The organism is Phenylobacterium sp. (genome assembly GCF_041913825.1).
Lineage (GTDB): Bacteria > Pseudomonadota > Alphaproteobacteria > Caulobacterales > Caulobacteraceae > Phenylobacterium.
The window spans coordinates 90870-105562 of the sequence record NZ_JAYSEO010000008.1; the positions used below are offsets into that span (position 1 = coordinate 90870).

Consider the following 14693-nt stretch of genomic DNA (forward strand, 5'->3'; position numbering starts at 1 on the left):
ATGCCCGGGATGGATGAAAACCTGCTGCGAGATGTGGTCGACGCCGCCTTGAAGGCGGGCGCCGACGCGGCCGAGGCCGTGGGCGCGGAGCGCCGGGCCCTTTCTATCAGCGTGCGCCTCGGCGACCTGGAAGAGGTCGAGCGCGAGGAGGCCCGGGACCTCGGCCTGCGGGTCTTCGTGGGCCGTCGGCAGGCCACCGTCTCCGGCTCCGACATCAGCCCTGAGGCCCGCGCCAAGCTTGTGGAGCGGGCCGTGGCCATGGCGCGCCTGGCCCCGGAGGATCCTTACGCTGGCCTGGCGGATTCCCGCCGCCTCGCCCGCGGCCCGCTGCCGGACCTGGACATCTTCGACCCCAGCGAGCCCACGCCCGAGGCGCTGGAGGAGCGCGCCCGGCTGGCCGAGGCCGCCGCCCGCGCCGTGCCGAAGGTAACCAACTCTGACGGCGCGTCGGCCGCCTGGTCGGCATCGCAGTGGACCATGGTGACCAGTGGCGGCTTCGCCGGCGTCCACCGCGCCTCGGGTTTCTCCACCGGCGCTTCGGCCATCGCCGGCGACGAGACTGGCATGGAGAACGGCTACGAGGGACGCTCGGTGCGCTGGCAGTCGGACCTGCCGTCGCCCGAGCTCATCGGCGCAGAAGCCGGCCGCCGGGCCGCCGCGCGGCTGGGCGCGCGCAAGATCGCCTCCACCACCGCTCCGGTGATCTTCGAGAACCGGCTCGCCGCCTCGCTGCTCGGACCGCTGATCGGGGCGATCTCGGGGCCGTCCATCGCCCGCGGCACCTCGTTCCTGAAGGACAAGCTCGGCCAGCCGGTGTTCGCCAAGGGTGTCTCCGTCGTCGACGACCCCCACCGGCCGCGCGGCCTCGGCTCCTCGCCCTTCGACGACGAGGGCGTGGAGAACCGCCGCCACGCCATCATCGACGACGGCGTGCTCACCACCTGGCTGCTCAACTCCGCCTCGGCCCGCCAGCTCGGCCTGGAGACCACCGGCCACGCTTCGCGCGGGCTGGCCGGCCCGCCGGGCGTTGGCCCGTCGAACCTGACCCTCCTGCCGGGCGACAGGGACCAGGCCGCGCTGATCCGCGACGCCGGCCGGGGCCTGCTGATCACCGCCATGTTCGGCCCGTCGCTGAACGGCAACACCGGCGACTGGTCGGTGGGTTGCTCCGGATTCTGGTTCGAGGACGGCGAGCTGGCCTATCCGGTCAGCGAGATCACCGTCGCGGGCAACCTGATCGACATCTATGGGCGCCTCGTCCCCGGCTCGGACCTGGAGATCCGCGGCGCCTCCAACGCCCCCTCCCTGCTGGTGGACGGACTCGCCATCGCCGGCCGATGAGCGTCGCCGACGATCTCGCCCTGATCCTCGACGCGGCTCGCGAGGCCGGACGCCTGGCCCACGACCTCCGGGCCCGTGGGCTGGAGGTCGAGTACAAGGCCGGGAACTCGCCGGTGACCAACGCCGACCTCGCGGCCGACGCCCTGCTGCGCGAGCGGCTGGGGGCCGCCCGACCCGACTACGGCTGGCTCTCCGAGGAGACGGCGGACGATCCGGCCCGGCTCGGCCGCCGGCGGCTGTTCGTGGTCGACCCCATCGACGGCACCCGCGCCTTCCTCAACGACCGCCCGTGGTGGTCGGTGTCCATCGCCGTGGTCGAGGACCAGCGCCCGGTGGCGGGCGTGGTGTTCGCGCCGGAGGTCGGCGAGACCTACGCCGCCCAGGCGGGCCAGGGGGCCACCTGCAACGGCGCGCCGATCGGCCCCAGCGCGGCCTGCGTGGTGGAAGGCTGCGCCATGACCGGCGACCCGCGGGTGTTCGCCCACCCGAGCTGGCCGATCCCGTGGCCCGAGATGCGCATCGAGCAGCGCAACTCCACCGCCTATCGGATGTGCCTGGTGGCGGCGGGCGAGTTCGACGTCGCCGTCGCACCGATCCCTAAGCACGACTGGGATGTGGCGGCGGCCGACCTCATCGCCACGGAGGCCGGCTGCTACGTGGGCGACCACGCCGGCCGGACGTTCCGCTACAACGGCCCCTCGCCGGTCCAGAGGAGCCTGATCTGCGCCGCGCCGGGGCTCGCCCCATTGATCCTGGAGCGCGTCCGGCATATCGGCACGGCAAGCTGATCAAGCTCCCCCTCAAGCAAGGTCAAACATGTCCGACAAGCAGCTGCTGCACCTCGTCATCGGCGGCGAAATGAAGTCTCTCGAAGGCAAGCCCGAATTCCGCGACCTCACCAAGGTCGACCTGGTCGGCGCCTTCCCGAGCTACGAAGATGCGGTCCGCGCCTGGCGCGCCAAGGCCCAGGAAACCGTCGACAACGCCCTGATGCGCTACTTCATCATCCACGCGCACCGGCTCCTCGACCCCGACGCCGGCGACACGCACTAGGCCGAGCGGTCGAGTTCCTCGACCAGGGCCCCGTCCCGCCAGACCTCGACCCTCTGAGAGCTGCGGTGCTCCGCCAGGAGCGCCGCAGCCCGCTGGCGCACGCGCGCCACGTCCGCCGACGGGAACACGTCCACGAACGAGGCCACGCCGTCCGCGCGCACGCAAAGCAGGGTGTAGAAGTCCTCGGCGGCCGCGGTGGAGCCCGATGCGTCGTCCATGGCTTATGCTCGCACGGAGGATATCCCGACGTCTGTCGGGCGCCAGACTCTCTCGGCGGGCTCACTCACGCCGCAGCAGCTTCTCGGTGAGCACGCTGCCGATCATGCCCGCGCGGAACTTCGCCTTCATCCCCGCCGGGTCGTACATCGGGCTCTGCACCCATTCGAGGAAGCTCATGCCGACCGGCTCGCCCTCGTCGAGGTAGCGCTCGAAGGTGTAGTCCAGCACGCCCGTCTTGCCCTGCCTCACGTGCAGGTAGCGCAGGTGGAGCTGGTCCATGGCCTCGCGGATGGTCTTGCCCTTGCGGAAGTGCATGTAGAGCACGCTCATGATGCCGGCCCGGTCGGCGCCCGACTTGCAGTGCATGAGCGCGGGATACTCGATGGTCTCGAACAGCCGCTTGGCGCCGAGGACCCGCTGGACGCTTGGCACTTCGCGCGAGGTGATGGTGAAGTCGACCATCGTGAGGTCGAGGCGCTCGCAGGCGTCCTTCTCGAGCGCGTGGAAGCTGGCGTCGAACCCCCCTCGCAGGTTGATGACCGTCTTGATGCCGCGCAGCTTCCAGGCGGCGAGCTGATGCGGCCAGGGCTGGTTGGTGCGCACCAGCTCCTCGGAGATCCAGTGGGCGTTCTGGAAGCCGAGCCGGAGGTAGGCGTGGTCCTTCCAGAGGTAGTCCAGGTAGGCCCGCGCCCGTCCCGCCGGGCTCGACAGGTCGAAGGGGTTGTGGACGGGCTCGACGGTCATGCTGCTCATCTAGGCGCTTCCCGCCGCGCACGGAAGCGGGCCGAAGGCCGCGGCGGCTTGACTTCGGTTCCGCATCGGCCGACGCCTCGCCCATGAGCGAGCGCCCTCGAGAGGAGCTTTCCACCCGCGCCGTCGTCGGTCGGGTGGCGCGCGCCTACATGGCGCCGCGCTGGAAGGGCTGGCTGACCGCCCTGGTGGCGGCGATCTGCGTGGCGATCATCTCGGCCGAGCTGATCCGCATCCTGGAGCCGGCGGTGAACGACCTGATGGTCAATCACAAGCCCGGCCAACTCGTGGCCCTGCCGATCACCATCGCTCTGCTCGCGCTCGGCCGGGCGGTGGCGCAGGTGGTTCAGGCTTCGCTGGTCAACCGCATCGGCAACGGCGTCGTGGGCGACATCCAGGTGCAGTTGTTCGGCAAGCTGGTTCGCGCCGACCTCGCCCGGCTGCGCAGTCAGCACTCCGGCGCCTACGTCTCTTCCGTGCTCTACGACGCCGGCCTGATCCGCGAGGCCGCCACCGCCGGCGTGATCAACTACACCCAGCACCTGCTCACCGTTATCGGCGCGATCACGGTGATGGTCTCCAACGACACGGCCCTGTCGCTGATCCTGATCCTCGCGCTGCCGCTCTCCGGCTGGATCATGCGGCGCTTCTCCAAGCGCACAACCAAGGCCGCGAAGGGCGCCATGGCGGAGACGTCGGCGCTGTCGACGGCGATCATGGAGAGCCTCGACGGCATCCGGGTCGTGAAGATCGAAAACCGCGAGGGCTACGAGGAAGACCGCGTCGCCGAGGTGGTGCGCCGGCGCCAGAACCACCTGGTGAAGGGCGCCAACGCCCGGGCCCGGGCGGCGCCGGCCACGGAACTGGTGATGACGCTCATCACCGCCGCCGTCATCGCCTATGCCGGCTGGCGTTCGCAGCAGGGCAGCATGACGGTGGGGGCCTTCGTGGCCTTCATCGGCGCGCTCGGCCTCGCGTCACAGTCGCTACGCCAGCTCGCCAACCTGCAGACGGTGATGGCCGAGGGCATGTCCGCGGCCCGGCGGCTGTTCGCCGCCCTCGACGTGGAGCCGGAGGTGCGTGAGCACGCCGGGGCCAGGCCGCTCGCCTGCGGCGCGGGCTTCATCCAATTCGACCGGGTGGGCTTCTCCTACGGCGGCGACGGCCCGCCCGCGCTGTCAGACGTCAGCCTGGAGGCCCGGCGCGGCGAGACGATCGCGCTGGTGGGGCCGTCGGGCGGCGGCAAGAGCACCATCTTGAACCTCATCCCGCGCTTCTACGACCCGACCGAAGGCCGGGTATTGGTGGACGGCCAGGACATTCGCGAGGTGACGATCGCCTCGCTGCGGGCGCAGATCGCGCTCGTCACCCAGGAGCCGTTCCTGTTCGACGACACCATCCTGGCCAACATCGCCTACGCCCGTCCCGACGCACCGTTCGAGGCCATTCAGCACGCGGCCGAGGCGGCGGCGGCCCACGAATTCATCACCGCCCTGCCGAAGGGCTACGACACCACCGTCGGCGAGGCCGGCGCCCGCCTGTCGGGCGGGCAGCGGCAGCGGATCGCCATCGCCCGCGCCTTCCTGAAGGACGCCCCGATCCTGCTGCTGGACGAGGCGACCAGCGCGCTCGACACCGAGAGCGAGGCCCAGGTGCAGGCGGCGCTGAGGCGGCTGATGGCCGGCCGCACGACCCTGCTGATCGCCCACCGGCTGTCCACCGTGCGCGGCGCGGACCGCATCTACGTCATCGACCGTGGCCGCATCATCGAGACCGGCGACCACGCCAGCCTCGTCAAGAAGCGCGGCCTCTACGCACGCCTGGCCAAGACCCAGGACCTGGAGGCGGAGACCGCCGCTTGAAGAAGCTGCTCCGCAACGACAGCGTCCAGGCCTTCTTGGGCTGGGTGCTGGGGACCTACCTGCGAGTCGTGCTGCGCACCGTGCGCTGGACGCACGAGAACGTCGCCTGCGTGGAGCCGGTGTTGGCGGGCGACAGCGGCGCCATCGCGCTCTTCTGGCACGGCCGGATCCCGCTCTGCCTCGCCACCGCGCCGCAGTGGTGGCGCAAGCGCACGCGGGCGTTCGTGTCGCCCTCCGCGGACGGGGAGTTCATCGCCCAGGCGCTGGCCATGTCCGGCTTCCCGGCGATCCGGGTCTCGTCGGCCAAGAAGGGCGACAGCGCCAAGGCCCGGCAGGCGGTGGCGGCGATTCGCGAGGCGGTGGCCTGGGTCTCCGATGGCGGCGCGCTGGTGGTCACCCCGGACGGCCCGCGCGGACCGAACGAGGTGATCGCGCAGGGCGCGCTGCAGATCGCGCGGCGCTCAGGCCAGCCCGTCTTCCTCATGGGTATCGCCGCCAACCCGGCCTGGCAGCTCCGCAATACCTGGGACCAGGTGATGTTCGCCGCCCCGTTCGGCCGCGGCGCCGTCGTCTGGGAGGGCCCGCTCCACGTCCCGGCCGACGCCGACGACGCCGCCATCCAGGGCCTGATCGCCGACTGGTCCGCCCGCCTGTCGGCCGCCACGCGCCGCGCCGAGGCCCTGGTCGGCCGGCCGCATTGATCGCGGGCGCCGCCGGTGAGACATAGGCGCATGGCCCACGCCCACGCGCATCACCCCCACGACCACGACGGGCACGATCACGACCATGCCCACGAGTCCGGGCAGGGCCACGGGCATGGCCACAGCCATGGCATCGGCCACCACCACCATCACCACGCCCCGGCCGACATGGGCCGGGCGTTCGCCATCGGGGTGATCCTCAACACCGCCTTCGTGCTGGCCGAAGCGGGCGCAGGCATCTGGGCGGGTTCCATGGCCCTGCTGGCGGACGCCGGCCACAACCTCTCCGACGTGCTGTCGCTGGTGCTGGCCTGGGGCGCCTCGGTGCTGGCGCGGCGTGCGCCGGCCGGCCGGCGGACCTACGGCTTGCGCAAGGCGACCATTCTCGCCTCCCTGGCCAACGCCGTGCTGCTGCTGGTCGCCGTCGGGGCGATCGTGTCCGAGGCGATTCACCGGCTGCGCGAGCCGGCCTTCATCGAGACCGGCCTGGTCATGGCCGTCGCCGCCCTGGGGGTGGTGATCAACACCGCCACCGCCCTGCTGTTCTTCCGCGGCAGCCATTCGGACCTCAACGTCCGCGGGGCTTTCCTGCACATGGCCGCCGACGCCGCGGTTTCGCTGGCGGTGGTGATCGGCGCGGCTGTGATCGCCGTCACCGGCCTCCTCTGGGTTGACCCGGCGCTCGGCCTGCTGATCGCCGCGGTCATCATTATCGGCACCTGGGGCCTGCTACGGGACTCCATGGACCTCGCCCTCGACGCCGCGCCGCGCAGCGTCGACGTGGAGGCGGTGCGCGCCTGGCTGGCGGCCCTGCCCGGGGTCGAGTCGGTCCACGACCTGCACATCTGGGCCATGAGCACCACCGAGACGGCGCTCACCGCCCACCTGATCCGGCCCGGCAATCCGGAACCGGACGCCTTCCTGCACCAGGCCTGCGAGGGCCTGCACGGCCGGTTCAACATCGGGCACGCGACCCTGCAGGTCGAGGCGGACACCGCCCACGCCTGCCGGCTGGCGCCGGCCGAGGTGGTGTGAGCCGCCTGCCCGCCACCCTGCCGCTCGGGCTCTACCGGATCGCCACGGCGCTCGCCGAGCCGCTCGCCGGACCGGCCCTGCGCGCACGCGCCCGGCGGGGCAAGGAGGACGCCGAACGGCTGACCGAGCGTCTCGGACGCATCGCCCTGGCGCGGCCCGCCGGCCCGCTGGTCTGGCTCCACGGCGTCAGCGTCGGCGAGTCCCTGTCGCTGCTGCCGCTGATCCGGGCGCTGCAGGCGCGTCGGCCGGACGTCGCCATCCTGGTGACGTCCGGCACGGTGACCTCGGCGCGCCTGCTTGCGCATCGCCTGCCTGAAGGCGTGATCCACCAGTTCGCGCCGGTCGACGCGCCGGGCGCCGTGCGGCGCTTCCTCGACCATTGGCGGCCCGATGTGGGGGTGCTGGTGGAGAGCGAGCTGTGGCCGAACCTGATCGCCGGCGCACGGACGCGCGGCGTGCGGCTGGCCCTGGTGTCCGCCCGGATGACCGATGCCAGCGCCCGCGGCTGGGGCCGGGCGCCGGCCACGGCCCGCGCGCTGCTCTCGGCCTTCGACCTGGTGCTGCCGCAGGACGAGGCCACCGGCCGACGGCTGGCGACCCTCGGCGCACGGGTAGGGTCGCGGCTGAACCTCAAGATGGTGGGCGCGCCCCTGCCCTTCGATCCGGAGGAGCTGGCCGCGCTCCGCGGCGCCGCCGGCGGCCGCCCCGTCGTGCTGGCCGCCAGCACCCACCCGGGCGAGGAGCATCTGATCGCCGACGCCGTCCGCGACGCCGGCCCCTCGTCCCTGCTCGTCGTCGCCCCCCGGCATCCCGAGCGGGGCGCGGCTGTCGCGGCCGACCTCGCCGCCTCCGGCTGGACTGTCGCCCGCCGCGCCGCGGGGGAGCCAATCGGCGCCGCCGCAGGCGCCTATGTGGCCGACACGCTGGGCGAGCTCGGCCTGTTCTTCGAACTGGCCGACGTGGTGGTGATGGGCGGCGGCTTTGCGCCCGGCGTCGGCGGCCACAACCCGCTGGAGCCCGCCCGCCACGGCAGGCCGATCGTCACCGGGCCGGAGGTCTTCAACGCCGCCGACACCTACCGGGAGATGTTTTCCGAAGCGGCGGCGATCGAGGCCCGTGACGCCGCGGAGCTCAGCCGCCATGTCGCCGGCCTCCTCGCCAACCCGCGGATCGCCCGGCGGATCGGCGGGGCGGCGCAGGCCTACGCCGCGCGCCAGGGCGAGGCGCTTGACGCGGCGCTGGCCTTGCTGGAACCGCTGCTCCCGTGAAGCTCGAGACACCCCGCTGGTGGTACCGGCGCGACCGGCGGTCCATGCCGATGACGCGCGGTCTGCTGACGCCCGCTTCGTGGCTCTGGAGCGCCGTCACCGCCCGGCGCATCGCGACGGCCGAGCCTGTCGACCCGGGCGTGCCGGTGATCTGCGTGGGGAACGTCACCATGGGCGGGACCGGCAAGACCCCGGTGGTGCGCGAGATCGCCCGGCGCCTGGCGGCCCGCGGCAAGGCCGTCCATCTGCTGTCGCGCGGTTACGGCGGCCGGCTCGCGGGGCCGGTGCGGGTCGATCCGGCGCATCATACGTCCGCCGACGTGGGCGACGAGCCGCTGATGTTGGCGCGGGAGTTCCCGGTCTGGGTTTCGCGCGACCGGGCCGTTGGCGCCCGGGCCGCCGCTGACGCCGGCGCCGAGGCGGTGGTCATGGACGACGGCCACCAGAACCCCTCGGTCCGGAAGGCCCTGTCGCTGATCGTGGTGGACGGCGAGACGCGGGACGAGGAGTGGCCGTTCGGGGACGGCCGCGTGTTTCCGGCCGGGCCGATGCGCGAGCCCCTGGCGAGCGGGCTCGGCCGGGCCGACGCCTCCGTGGTCCTGCTGCCGGGCGACCTGCCGGCCGCCGAGCCCGACCTGCTGAGTGCCCTGCGGGCGCGACCGGTGCTCTGCGCGCACCTGACGCCGGTGGATGCGCCGCCGGCAGGCCCCCAGGTGGGCTTCGCCGGGGTCGGCAAGCCGTGGAAGGTGGAGCGGGCGCTGGTCGCCGCCGGCTGCCGGCTCGCCGACTTCGCCCCTTTCCCGGACCACTTCGCCTACGACGAGGCCGCCCTCCGGCGGCTCGCCGACCGCGCCGCGCAGTTCGGCGCGGGTCTGGTCACCACCGAGAAGGACTGGGTCCGCCTGCCGCCGGAATGGCGCGCGCGGGTGACGCCGTGGCCCGTCCGCGCCGCCTTCGACGATCCGGCGGCGCTGGACGCGTTGCTGGCGAAGGCTGGTCTCTAGGCCGTCGCCCCCGCCCGTTGGGCGAAGCGCCAGCTCGCCTCGGCCAGTGCGATGACCCGCGGGCCCATGTTGACGGCGTCCGGGTGGTTGGCGGTGCCGTCGCGCACCCGGCCGAGGATGCCCTGAATGATGCCGGCCAGCCGGAACATGTTGTAGGCGAAGTACCAGTCGAGGTCGGGCAGGCCCGGGCGACCGGTCAGCTCGCAGTAGTAGGCCACCGCCTCGTCCAGCGTCGGGATGCCGTGCGCCTTCAGGTCCGGAAGCTGGGACACCGTCCCGTTCACCCAGTTCATCAGGAAGTAGGTGAAGTCGGCCAGGGGCTCGCCGAGCGTCGAGAGCTCCCAGTCAAGGACCGCGATCACCCGCGGCTCGGTGGGGTGGAAGATCATGTTGTCCAGGCGGTAGTCGCCGTGGACGATGGAGGTGCGCTCCTGCGGCGGCAGGGTACGCGGGAGCCACTCGATCAGCCGCTCCATCTCGGGGATGTGCTGGGTCTCGGAGGCCTTGTACTGCTTGGTCCAGCGGTCGACCTGCCGCCCCATGTAGTTCCCGGGCTTGCCGTAGTCTTCCAGGCCCACCTTCACGTAGTCCGTATTGTGCAGGTCGGCGAGGGTCTTGATCTTCGCCCGCCAGATGGCGCTGCGCTCGGCGGGCTCGTAGGCCGGCAGGGTCTGGTCCCAGAGGATCCGCCCCTCGACCATGTCCATGACGTAGAACCAAGTGCCGATGACGCCCTCGTCCGTGCACAGGCCGTAGGGCTTGGCCACAGGGAAGCCGGTCGGGTGCAGCGCGCTGATCACCCGGAACTCGCGGTCAACCGCGTGCGCCGAGGGCAGCAGCTTGCCCGGCGGCTTGCGCCGCAGGACGTACTTCTTGCCGGGCGTGATGAGCTGATACGTCGGGTTGGACTGCCCGCCCTTGAACTGGCGGACCTCCAGCGGCCCCTCGTAGCCCTCGACATTGGCGCGCATCCAGCGGTCGAGCGCAGCCTCGTCGAAGCGGTGGGACTCGGCCACCTCCTTGGTGCCCGTGTTGGCCTTCTCGCGCTCCTGTTCGGCGGCGATGTCGGTGGTCACGGCCATGGCGTCCTCCCCTGCACTCGTACGCTTGTTTGAAACCACCTTACGCAGCGGCGGCCAACAGCGAAAGCGTCAGCGGGCCAGAGCGCGCCAGCCGATGTCGGTGCGATGGAAGCCTTCCGGCCACTCGATGGCGGCCACGGCGCCATAGGCGCGCTCCCGCGCCTCCACCAGGTCGCGGCCGGTGGCGCAGACGTTCAGCACCCGCCCGCCCGCGGCGCGCAGCGCGCCGTCTTCCCCCTTGGTGGTGCCGGCGTGGAACACGTGGACGTGGGGGCCGAAGTCCTGGTCGGCGCCGCGGATGACGCTCCCGGTCTCGGGCTTGCCGGGGTAGCCGCGCGCGGCCATCACCACGCAGACCGCCCAGTCATCGCGCCAGACCGGGTCGGGCATCTCGTGCAGCCGCCCCGTGGCGCAGGCCATCAGGTAGGGGACGATGTCGCTCTCCAGCCGCATCATCAGCACCTGGCATTCGGGGTCGCCGAAGCGGGCGTTGAACTCCACAAGCTTTGGCCCGTCGCGGGTGGCCATCAGCTCGACGAACAGCACGCCGCGGTAGGGCGCCCCCTCCTGGGCGATGGCGTGGAAGGCGCGCTTCACCAGGCGCTCATCCACCTGCTCCACCAGGTCGTAGGTGAAGACCGGCGCCGGCGAATAGGTGCCCATGCCGCCGGTATTCGGCCCCTGCTCGCCGTCGAAGGCGCGCTTGTGGTCCTGGGCCCAGCCGAACAGCTTCGAGGTCTTGCCGTCGCTGAGCGCAAACAGCGAGCCGATCTCGCCCTCGATGAATTCCTCCAGCACGATCACCTGGCCGGCGTCGCCGAAGCCGCCCGAGAAGGCGTCGTCTATGGCCGCGCGCGCCGCCGGCTCGTCCTGCGCGATCACCACGCCCTTGCCGGCCGCCAGCCCGTCGGCCTTGACCACATAAGGGGGGCTGAAGTCGGCCAGCGCGGCATAGGCCGTCTCACGGTCCTCGCAGATCCTGTAGCGGGAGGTCGGCAGGTGGTGCCGCTCGGCGAATGCCTTGGTGAACGCCTTCGACGACTCCAGCCGCCCCGCCGCCGCCGTCGGGCCGAAGCAGGGGATGCCGGCTTCCTCCAGCGCGTCGGCCAGGCCCGCGGCGACCGCCATCTCAGGCCCGATCACCACCAGGTCGGCCGCCATCTCCCGGGCGAGCTGGACGAGCCGCGCCACCTCCGTGGGCTTCCACTCGGCCAGTTCGCAGAGACCGGCCATGCCGGGGTTTCCCGGGGAGGCCACCAGCCGCGTCACCAGCGGCGACTGCGCGATCTTCCAGGCGAGGGCATGTTCGCGCCCGCCCGAGCCGACGAGGAGGATCTTCATGAACCGGGGCTTTCGCGCGCCGCGGCCCGGCGGTCAAGGATGGGGCTGCGCCGAGGCCGGGGCGACGGCGAACGCAGGCGCTATTGTCGTCCCGCGGCGGTCCCGCCCGTCCTTGGGGTGAACGCCACCGGAGCAAGACGATGCCGAGCCACGTTCCGACAATCACCGCCTTCGAGCGTTCGCCCGACCGAGGCCGCGGGCTCGCTCGCGACTTGCGGGTCAGGTGGGCGCTGGAGGAGGTCGGTCAGCCCTATGAGGTGCGGCTGCTATCCTTCGCCGAGATGAAGGAGCCGGGTCACAGGGCGATCCACCCCTTCGGCCAGGTCCCGACCTACGAGGCGGGTGCGCTCGCGCTGTTCGAGTCGGGCGCCATCGTCCTCCACATCGCCGAGCGACACGCCGGGCTGCTCCCGCAGGATCCTGACGCCAGGGCCCGGTCCATCGCCTGGATGTTCGCGGCGCTGAACACTGTCGAGCCGCCGATCTTCGAGCGCGCCCTGGCCACAATCCTGGAGCGGGACGAGCCCTGGTACGCCGCGCGCCTGGCGAAGCTAGAGGATGCGATCCGCCTGCGCCTGGGCGACCTCGCGCGACGTCTGGGAGAGTCCGAATGGCTGGACGGGGCGTTCAGCGCCGGCGACCTGCTGATGGTCACCGTGCTCCGCCGCGTCGCGGGGTCGCCTCTGCTGGACGCCCATCCCAATCTGGCGGCCTACGTCGCCCGTGCGGAGGCCCGCCCGGCCTACAGGCGCGCCTTCGACGATCAGCTCGCAGTCTTCACCGCCGCTTCCGACGGCGGCTGACGGCGCGGCTCAGGCGTCAACGTCCAGCGCGTAGCCCGCCGAGCGCACCGTGCGGATCGGATCGCCGCCCTCGGACGCGTTCAGCGCCTTTCTCAGCCGCCCGATGTGCACGTCCACCGTCCGGGCTTCCACATAGACGTCCGAGCCCCAGACCGCGTCGAGCAGTTGCTCGCGCGAGAACACCCGACCGGGGTGCTGCATGAAATAGTCCAGCAGGCGGAACTCGGTGGGGCCGAGGTGCACCTCGCTGCCGTTGCGCTTCACGCGGTGGGCCACCCGGTCGATGACGATGTCGCCGCAGCGGACGCGATCCTCGGCCAGGCCCGGCCGCAGGCGGCGCAGCACGGCGCGGATGCGGGCTGCCAGCTCGGTCATCGAGAAGGGCTTCACCACATAGTCGTCGGCGCCGGTGTCGAGGCCGCGGATCCGGTCGGTCTCCTCTCCGCGGGCCGTCAGCATGATGATCGGCACATTGCGGGCTTCCGGCCTCTGGCGGATGCGGCGGCAGACCTCGATGCCGGACACCTTCGGCAGCATCCAGTCGAGGACGATCAGGTCGGGCAGGCGCTCGTCCACGAGCAGCAGGGCCTCCTCGCCGTCGCCGGCCAGGGCCACGTCGTAGCCTTCCTTCTCAAGATTGTACTGCAGGAGGGTGGCGAGGCTGTCCTCGTCCTCGACCACCAGAATGTGCGGCTGCAAGGCGGGTCTCTCCGTCAGGCGGTGAAGGCGTCGGTCTTCGGCCGCGCCTGGATCATCTCCTCCCCGGTGATCTCGTAGTGGACCATCTCGGCGACGTTGGTGGCGTGGTCCCCGATGCGCTCGAGGTTCTTCGCCACGAAGAGCATGTGCGCGCAGGCGGTGATCGTCCGGGGGTCGCCCATCATGTAAGTGAGCAGCTCCCGGAAGAGGCTGTTGTAGTGCTCGTCCACCTCGTCGTCCTGGGACCAGACGGCGAGCGCGCGCTCCACGTCGGACCGGGTGTAGGCGTCCAGCACGGTCTTCAGCCGGGTCAGCACCAGCTTCCCCAGCCGCTCCAGAGAGCGGGTGAGCGGCTGCATGGGCTCTGACTCGACGATCACCAGCGTCCGCTTGGCGATGTTCTTGGCTAGGTCGCCGGTGCGCTCCAGCTCGCCGGCGATCTTCATGGCCGCCACCGTGCGGCGCAGGTCGTTGGCCATGGGCTGGCGAAGCGCGATCAGGCGGATCGCCTTGCGTTCGATGTCCTGCTGCAGGACGTCGAGTTGCTCGTCGCGCTCGACCAGGCTGGAGGCCAGGCTCTGGTCGCGCTTCACCACCGCCTGGATGGCGTCGGCCACCTGCGCCTCGGCGAGGCCGCCCATGCGGGCGCACTCGGCCGTCAGGGTGTTCAACTCGTCCTCGAAGGATTTGACGATATGCTCGTTCATGGCGTGCGCCCCTAGCCGAACCGGCCGGTGATGTAGTCCTGGGTGCGGCTGTCCCGCGGGTTGGTGAAGATCTCGTCGGTCGGACCTGCCTCGATCAGCTTGCCCAGGTGGAAGAAGGCGGTCTTCTGGGAGACCCGCGCGGCCTGGGCCATCGAGTGGGTGACGATGACGATGGTGTACTCCTCGCGGAGTTCGTCCATCAGCTCCTCGATCCGGGCGCTGGCGATGGGATCGAGGGCCGAGGACGGCTCGTCCATCAGGATCACCTCCGGCTTCACGGCGATGGCGCGGGCGATCACGAGTCGCTGCTGCTGGCCGCCGGAGAGGCCGGAGCCGGACTGGTGCAGGCGGTCCGAGACCTCCTTCCACAAGCCCGCGCGCTTCAGCGAGGTCTCGACGATGCCGTCCAGCTCGGACTTGGAGGTGGCGAGGCCGTGGATGCGCGGCCCGTAGGCCACGTTCTCGTAGATGCTCTTCGGGAAGGGGTTCGGCTTCTGGAACACCATGCCCACCCGGGCGCGCAGCAGGACGGGGTCGAGGCCCCGGTCGTTCACGTCCTCGCCGTCGAGCTCGATCGTGCCCTCCACGCGGGCGCCGACGATGGTGTCGTTCATCCGGTTGATGCAGCGCAGGAAGGTGGACTTGCCGCAGCCCGACGGGCCGATGAGCGCGGTCACCGAGCGCTCGGGGACGTCGAGGGAGACGTCGAACAGCGCCTGCTTGTCGCCGTAGAAGACGTCGACGTTGCGCGCCCGGACCTTGACCGCCCGAGGCGGCGAGGCGGCGGACTGCACGTCGAGGGAGATGTGCGGATTGACGTTCATGGCG

Annotated in this window: 16 protein-coding genes; 9 read left to right on the forward strand and 7 right to left on the reverse strand. The window is 71.6% G+C overall.

Annotation, left to right across the window (positions count from 1 at the left end; genetic code table 11):
* Positions 1-9 precede the first annotated feature (9 nt).
* The 3 genes from ACE3Q8_RS08325 to ACE3Q8_RS08335 are packed head-to-tail and all read left to right on the forward strand — an operon-like array spanning position 10 to position 2394.
* Positions 10-1341, forward strand: coding sequence for a TldD/PmbA family protein (locus ACE3Q8_RS08325; protein ID WP_374469799.1), 1332 nt, complete (start codon positions 10-12; stop codon positions 1339-1341).
* Positions 1338-2129 (forward strand): 3'(2'),5'-bisphosphate nucleotidase CysQ, encoded by a 792-nt coding sequence (locus ACE3Q8_RS08330; RefSeq protein WP_374469800.1) that lies wholly within the window; start codon positions 1338-1340, stop codon positions 2127-2129. The genes ACE3Q8_RS08325 and ACE3Q8_RS08330 overlap by 4 nt, the downstream gene beginning before the upstream one ends.
* A 28-nt stretch (positions 2130-2157) precedes the next feature.
* Positions 2158-2394 (forward strand): DUF4170 domain-containing protein, encoded by a 237-nt coding sequence (locus tag ACE3Q8_RS08335; protein WP_374469801.1) that lies wholly within the window; start codon positions 2158-2160, stop codon positions 2392-2394.
* On the opposite strand, the gene ACE3Q8_RS08340 is transcribed toward ACE3Q8_RS08335, so the two are convergent.
* Together ACE3Q8_RS08340 and ACE3Q8_RS08345 are read right to left on the reverse strand one after the other, a co-directional pair.
* A complete protein-coding gene (locus ACE3Q8_RS08340) occupies positions 2391-2612 on the reverse strand; it encodes a hypothetical protein (RefSeq protein ID WP_374469802.1) in 222 nt (73 codons plus the stop codon). The genes ACE3Q8_RS08335 and ACE3Q8_RS08340 overlap by 4 nt on opposite strands.
* 61 nt (positions 2613-2673) lie before the next feature.
* Entirely contained in the window at positions 2674-3366 is a 693-nt protein-coding gene (locus ACE3Q8_RS08345; RefSeq protein ID WP_374469803.1) for a protein tyrosine phosphatase, read from the reverse strand.
* An 83-nt stretch (positions 3367-3449) separates the two neighbouring features.
* On the opposite strand from ACE3Q8_RS08345, the gene ACE3Q8_RS08350 reads away from it, so the two are divergent.
* Genes ACE3Q8_RS08350 through lpxK form a run of 5 tightly spaced genes read left to right on the forward strand, consistent with a single transcriptional unit; the run spans position 3450 to position 9233 of the window.
* Positions 3450-5225: an ABC transporter ATP-binding protein gene (locus ACE3Q8_RS08350; RefSeq protein ID WP_374469804.1), complete on the forward strand. Its 1776-nt coding sequence runs from the start codon at positions 3450-3452 to the stop codon at positions 5223-5225.
* Complete coding sequence (locus ACE3Q8_RS08355) at positions 5222-5926, forward strand: lysophospholipid acyltransferase family protein (RefSeq protein ID WP_374469805.1); 705 nt, start codon at positions 5222-5224, stop codon at positions 5924-5926. The genes ACE3Q8_RS08350 and ACE3Q8_RS08355 overlap by 4 nt, the downstream gene beginning before the upstream one ends.
* Before the next feature lie 30 nt (positions 5927-5956).
* On the forward strand, positions 5957-6961 hold the full coding sequence (locus ACE3Q8_RS08360; RefSeq protein WP_374469806.1) for a cation diffusion facilitator family transporter: 1005 nt from the start codon (positions 5957-5959) through the stop codon (positions 6959-6961).
* On the forward strand, positions 6958-8229 hold the full coding sequence (locus ACE3Q8_RS08365) for a 3-deoxy-D-manno-octulosonic acid transferase (RefSeq protein WP_374469807.1): 1272 nt from the start codon (positions 6958-6960) through the stop codon (positions 8227-8229). The genes ACE3Q8_RS08360 and ACE3Q8_RS08365 overlap by 4 nt, the downstream gene beginning before the upstream one ends.
* Positions 8226-9233: a tetraacyldisaccharide 4'-kinase gene (lpxK, locus tag ACE3Q8_RS08370; RefSeq protein WP_374469808.1), complete on the forward strand. Its 1008-nt coding sequence runs from the start codon at positions 8226-8228 to the stop codon at positions 9231-9233. The genes ACE3Q8_RS08365 and lpxK overlap by 4 nt, the downstream gene beginning before the upstream one ends.
* On the opposite strand, the gene ACE3Q8_RS08375 is transcribed toward lpxK, so the two are convergent.
* Complete coding sequence (locus tag ACE3Q8_RS08375) at positions 9230-10315, reverse strand: phosphotransferase family protein (protein ID WP_374469809.1); 1086 nt, start codon at positions 10313-10315, stop codon at positions 9230-9232. The two genes, lpxK and ACE3Q8_RS08375, sit on opposite strands and share 4 nt — an antisense overlap.
* Before the next feature lie 69 nt (positions 10316-10384).
* Complete coding sequence (purD, locus tag ACE3Q8_RS08380; RefSeq protein WP_374469810.1) at positions 10385-11656, reverse strand: phosphoribosylamine--glycine ligase; 1272 nt, start codon at positions 11654-11656, stop codon at positions 10385-10387.
* Between the two features lie 140 nt (positions 11657-11796).
* Between purD and ACE3Q8_RS08385 the strand changes: the two genes are divergently transcribed.
* Positions 11797-12459: a glutathione S-transferase family protein gene (locus ACE3Q8_RS08385; protein ID WP_374469811.1), complete on the forward strand. Its 663-nt coding sequence runs from the start codon at positions 11797-11799 to the stop codon at positions 12457-12459.
* A gap of 9 nt (positions 12460-12468) precedes the next feature.
* Here the strand turns inward: ACE3Q8_RS08385 and phoB are convergent, their stop codons facing one another.
* The 3 genes from phoB to pstB are packed head-to-tail and all read right to left on the reverse strand — an operon-like array spanning position 12469 to position 14689.
* The gene (phoB, locus tag ACE3Q8_RS08390; RefSeq protein ID WP_374469812.1) at positions 12469-13158 is read right to left on the reverse strand and encodes a phosphate regulon transcriptional regulator PhoB; all 690 of its coding nucleotides are present in this window, start codon (positions 13156-13158) and stop codon (positions 12469-12471) included.
* Positions 13159-13172: 14 nt separating this feature from the next.
* The gene (gene phoU / locus ACE3Q8_RS08395; RefSeq protein ID WP_374469813.1) at positions 13173-13865 is read right to left on the reverse strand and encodes a phosphate signaling complex protein PhoU; all 693 of its coding nucleotides are present in this window, start codon (positions 13863-13865) and stop codon (positions 13173-13175) included.
* An 11-nt stretch (positions 13866-13876) separates the two neighbouring features.
* Complete coding sequence (gene pstB / locus ACE3Q8_RS08400) at positions 13877-14689, reverse strand: phosphate ABC transporter ATP-binding protein PstB (RefSeq protein WP_374469814.1); 813 nt, start codon at positions 14687-14689, stop codon at positions 13877-13879.
* Positions 14690-14693 lie beyond the last annotated feature (4 nt).

Coding starts and splice junctions, on each gene's coding strand:
- phoU (WP_374469813.1), bottom strand. CDS start 13,865: ATGAACGAGCATATCGTCAAATCCTTCGAGGACGAGTTGAACACCCTG.
- ACE3Q8_RS08345 (WP_374469803.1), bottom strand. CDS start 3,366: ATGAGCAGCATGACCGTCGAGCCCGTCCACAACCCCTTCGACCTGTCG.
- ACE3Q8_RS08360 (WP_374469806.1), top strand. CDS start 5,957: ATGGCCCACGCCCACGCGCATCACCCCCACGACCACGACGGGCACGAT.
- ACE3Q8_RS08350 (WP_374469804.1), top strand. CDS start 3,450: ATGAGCGAGCGCCCTCGAGAGGAGCTTTCCACCCGCGCCGTCGTCGGT.
- ACE3Q8_RS08375 (WP_374469809.1), bottom strand. CDS start 10,315: ATGGCCGTGACCACCGACATCGCCGCCGAACAGGAGCGCGAGAAGGCC.
- ACE3Q8_RS08335 (WP_374469801.1), top strand. CDS start 2,158: ATGTCCGACAAGCAGCTGCTGCACCTCGTCATCGGCGGCGAAATGAAG.
- ACE3Q8_RS08385 (WP_374469811.1), top strand. CDS start 11,797: ATGCCGAGCCACGTTCCGACAATCACCGCCTTCGAGCGTTCGCCCGAC.
- ACE3Q8_RS08325 (WP_374469799.1), top strand. CDS start 10: ATGGATGAAAACCTGCTGCGAGATGTGGTCGACGCCGCCTTGAAGGCG.
- pstB (WP_374469814.1), bottom strand. CDS start 14,689: ATGAACGTCAATCCGCACATCTCCCTCGACGTGCAGTCCGCCGCCTCG.
- ACE3Q8_RS08330 (WP_374469800.1), top strand. CDS start 1,338: ATGAGCGTCGCCGACGATCTCGCCCTGATCCTCGACGCGGCTCGCGAG.
- ACE3Q8_RS08340 (WP_374469802.1), bottom strand. CDS start 2,612: ATGGACGACGCATCGGGCTCCACCGCGGCCGCCGAGGACTTCTACACC.
- purD (WP_374469810.1), bottom strand. CDS start 11,656: ATGAAGATCCTCCTCGTCGGCTCGGGCGGGCGCGAACATGCCCTCGCC.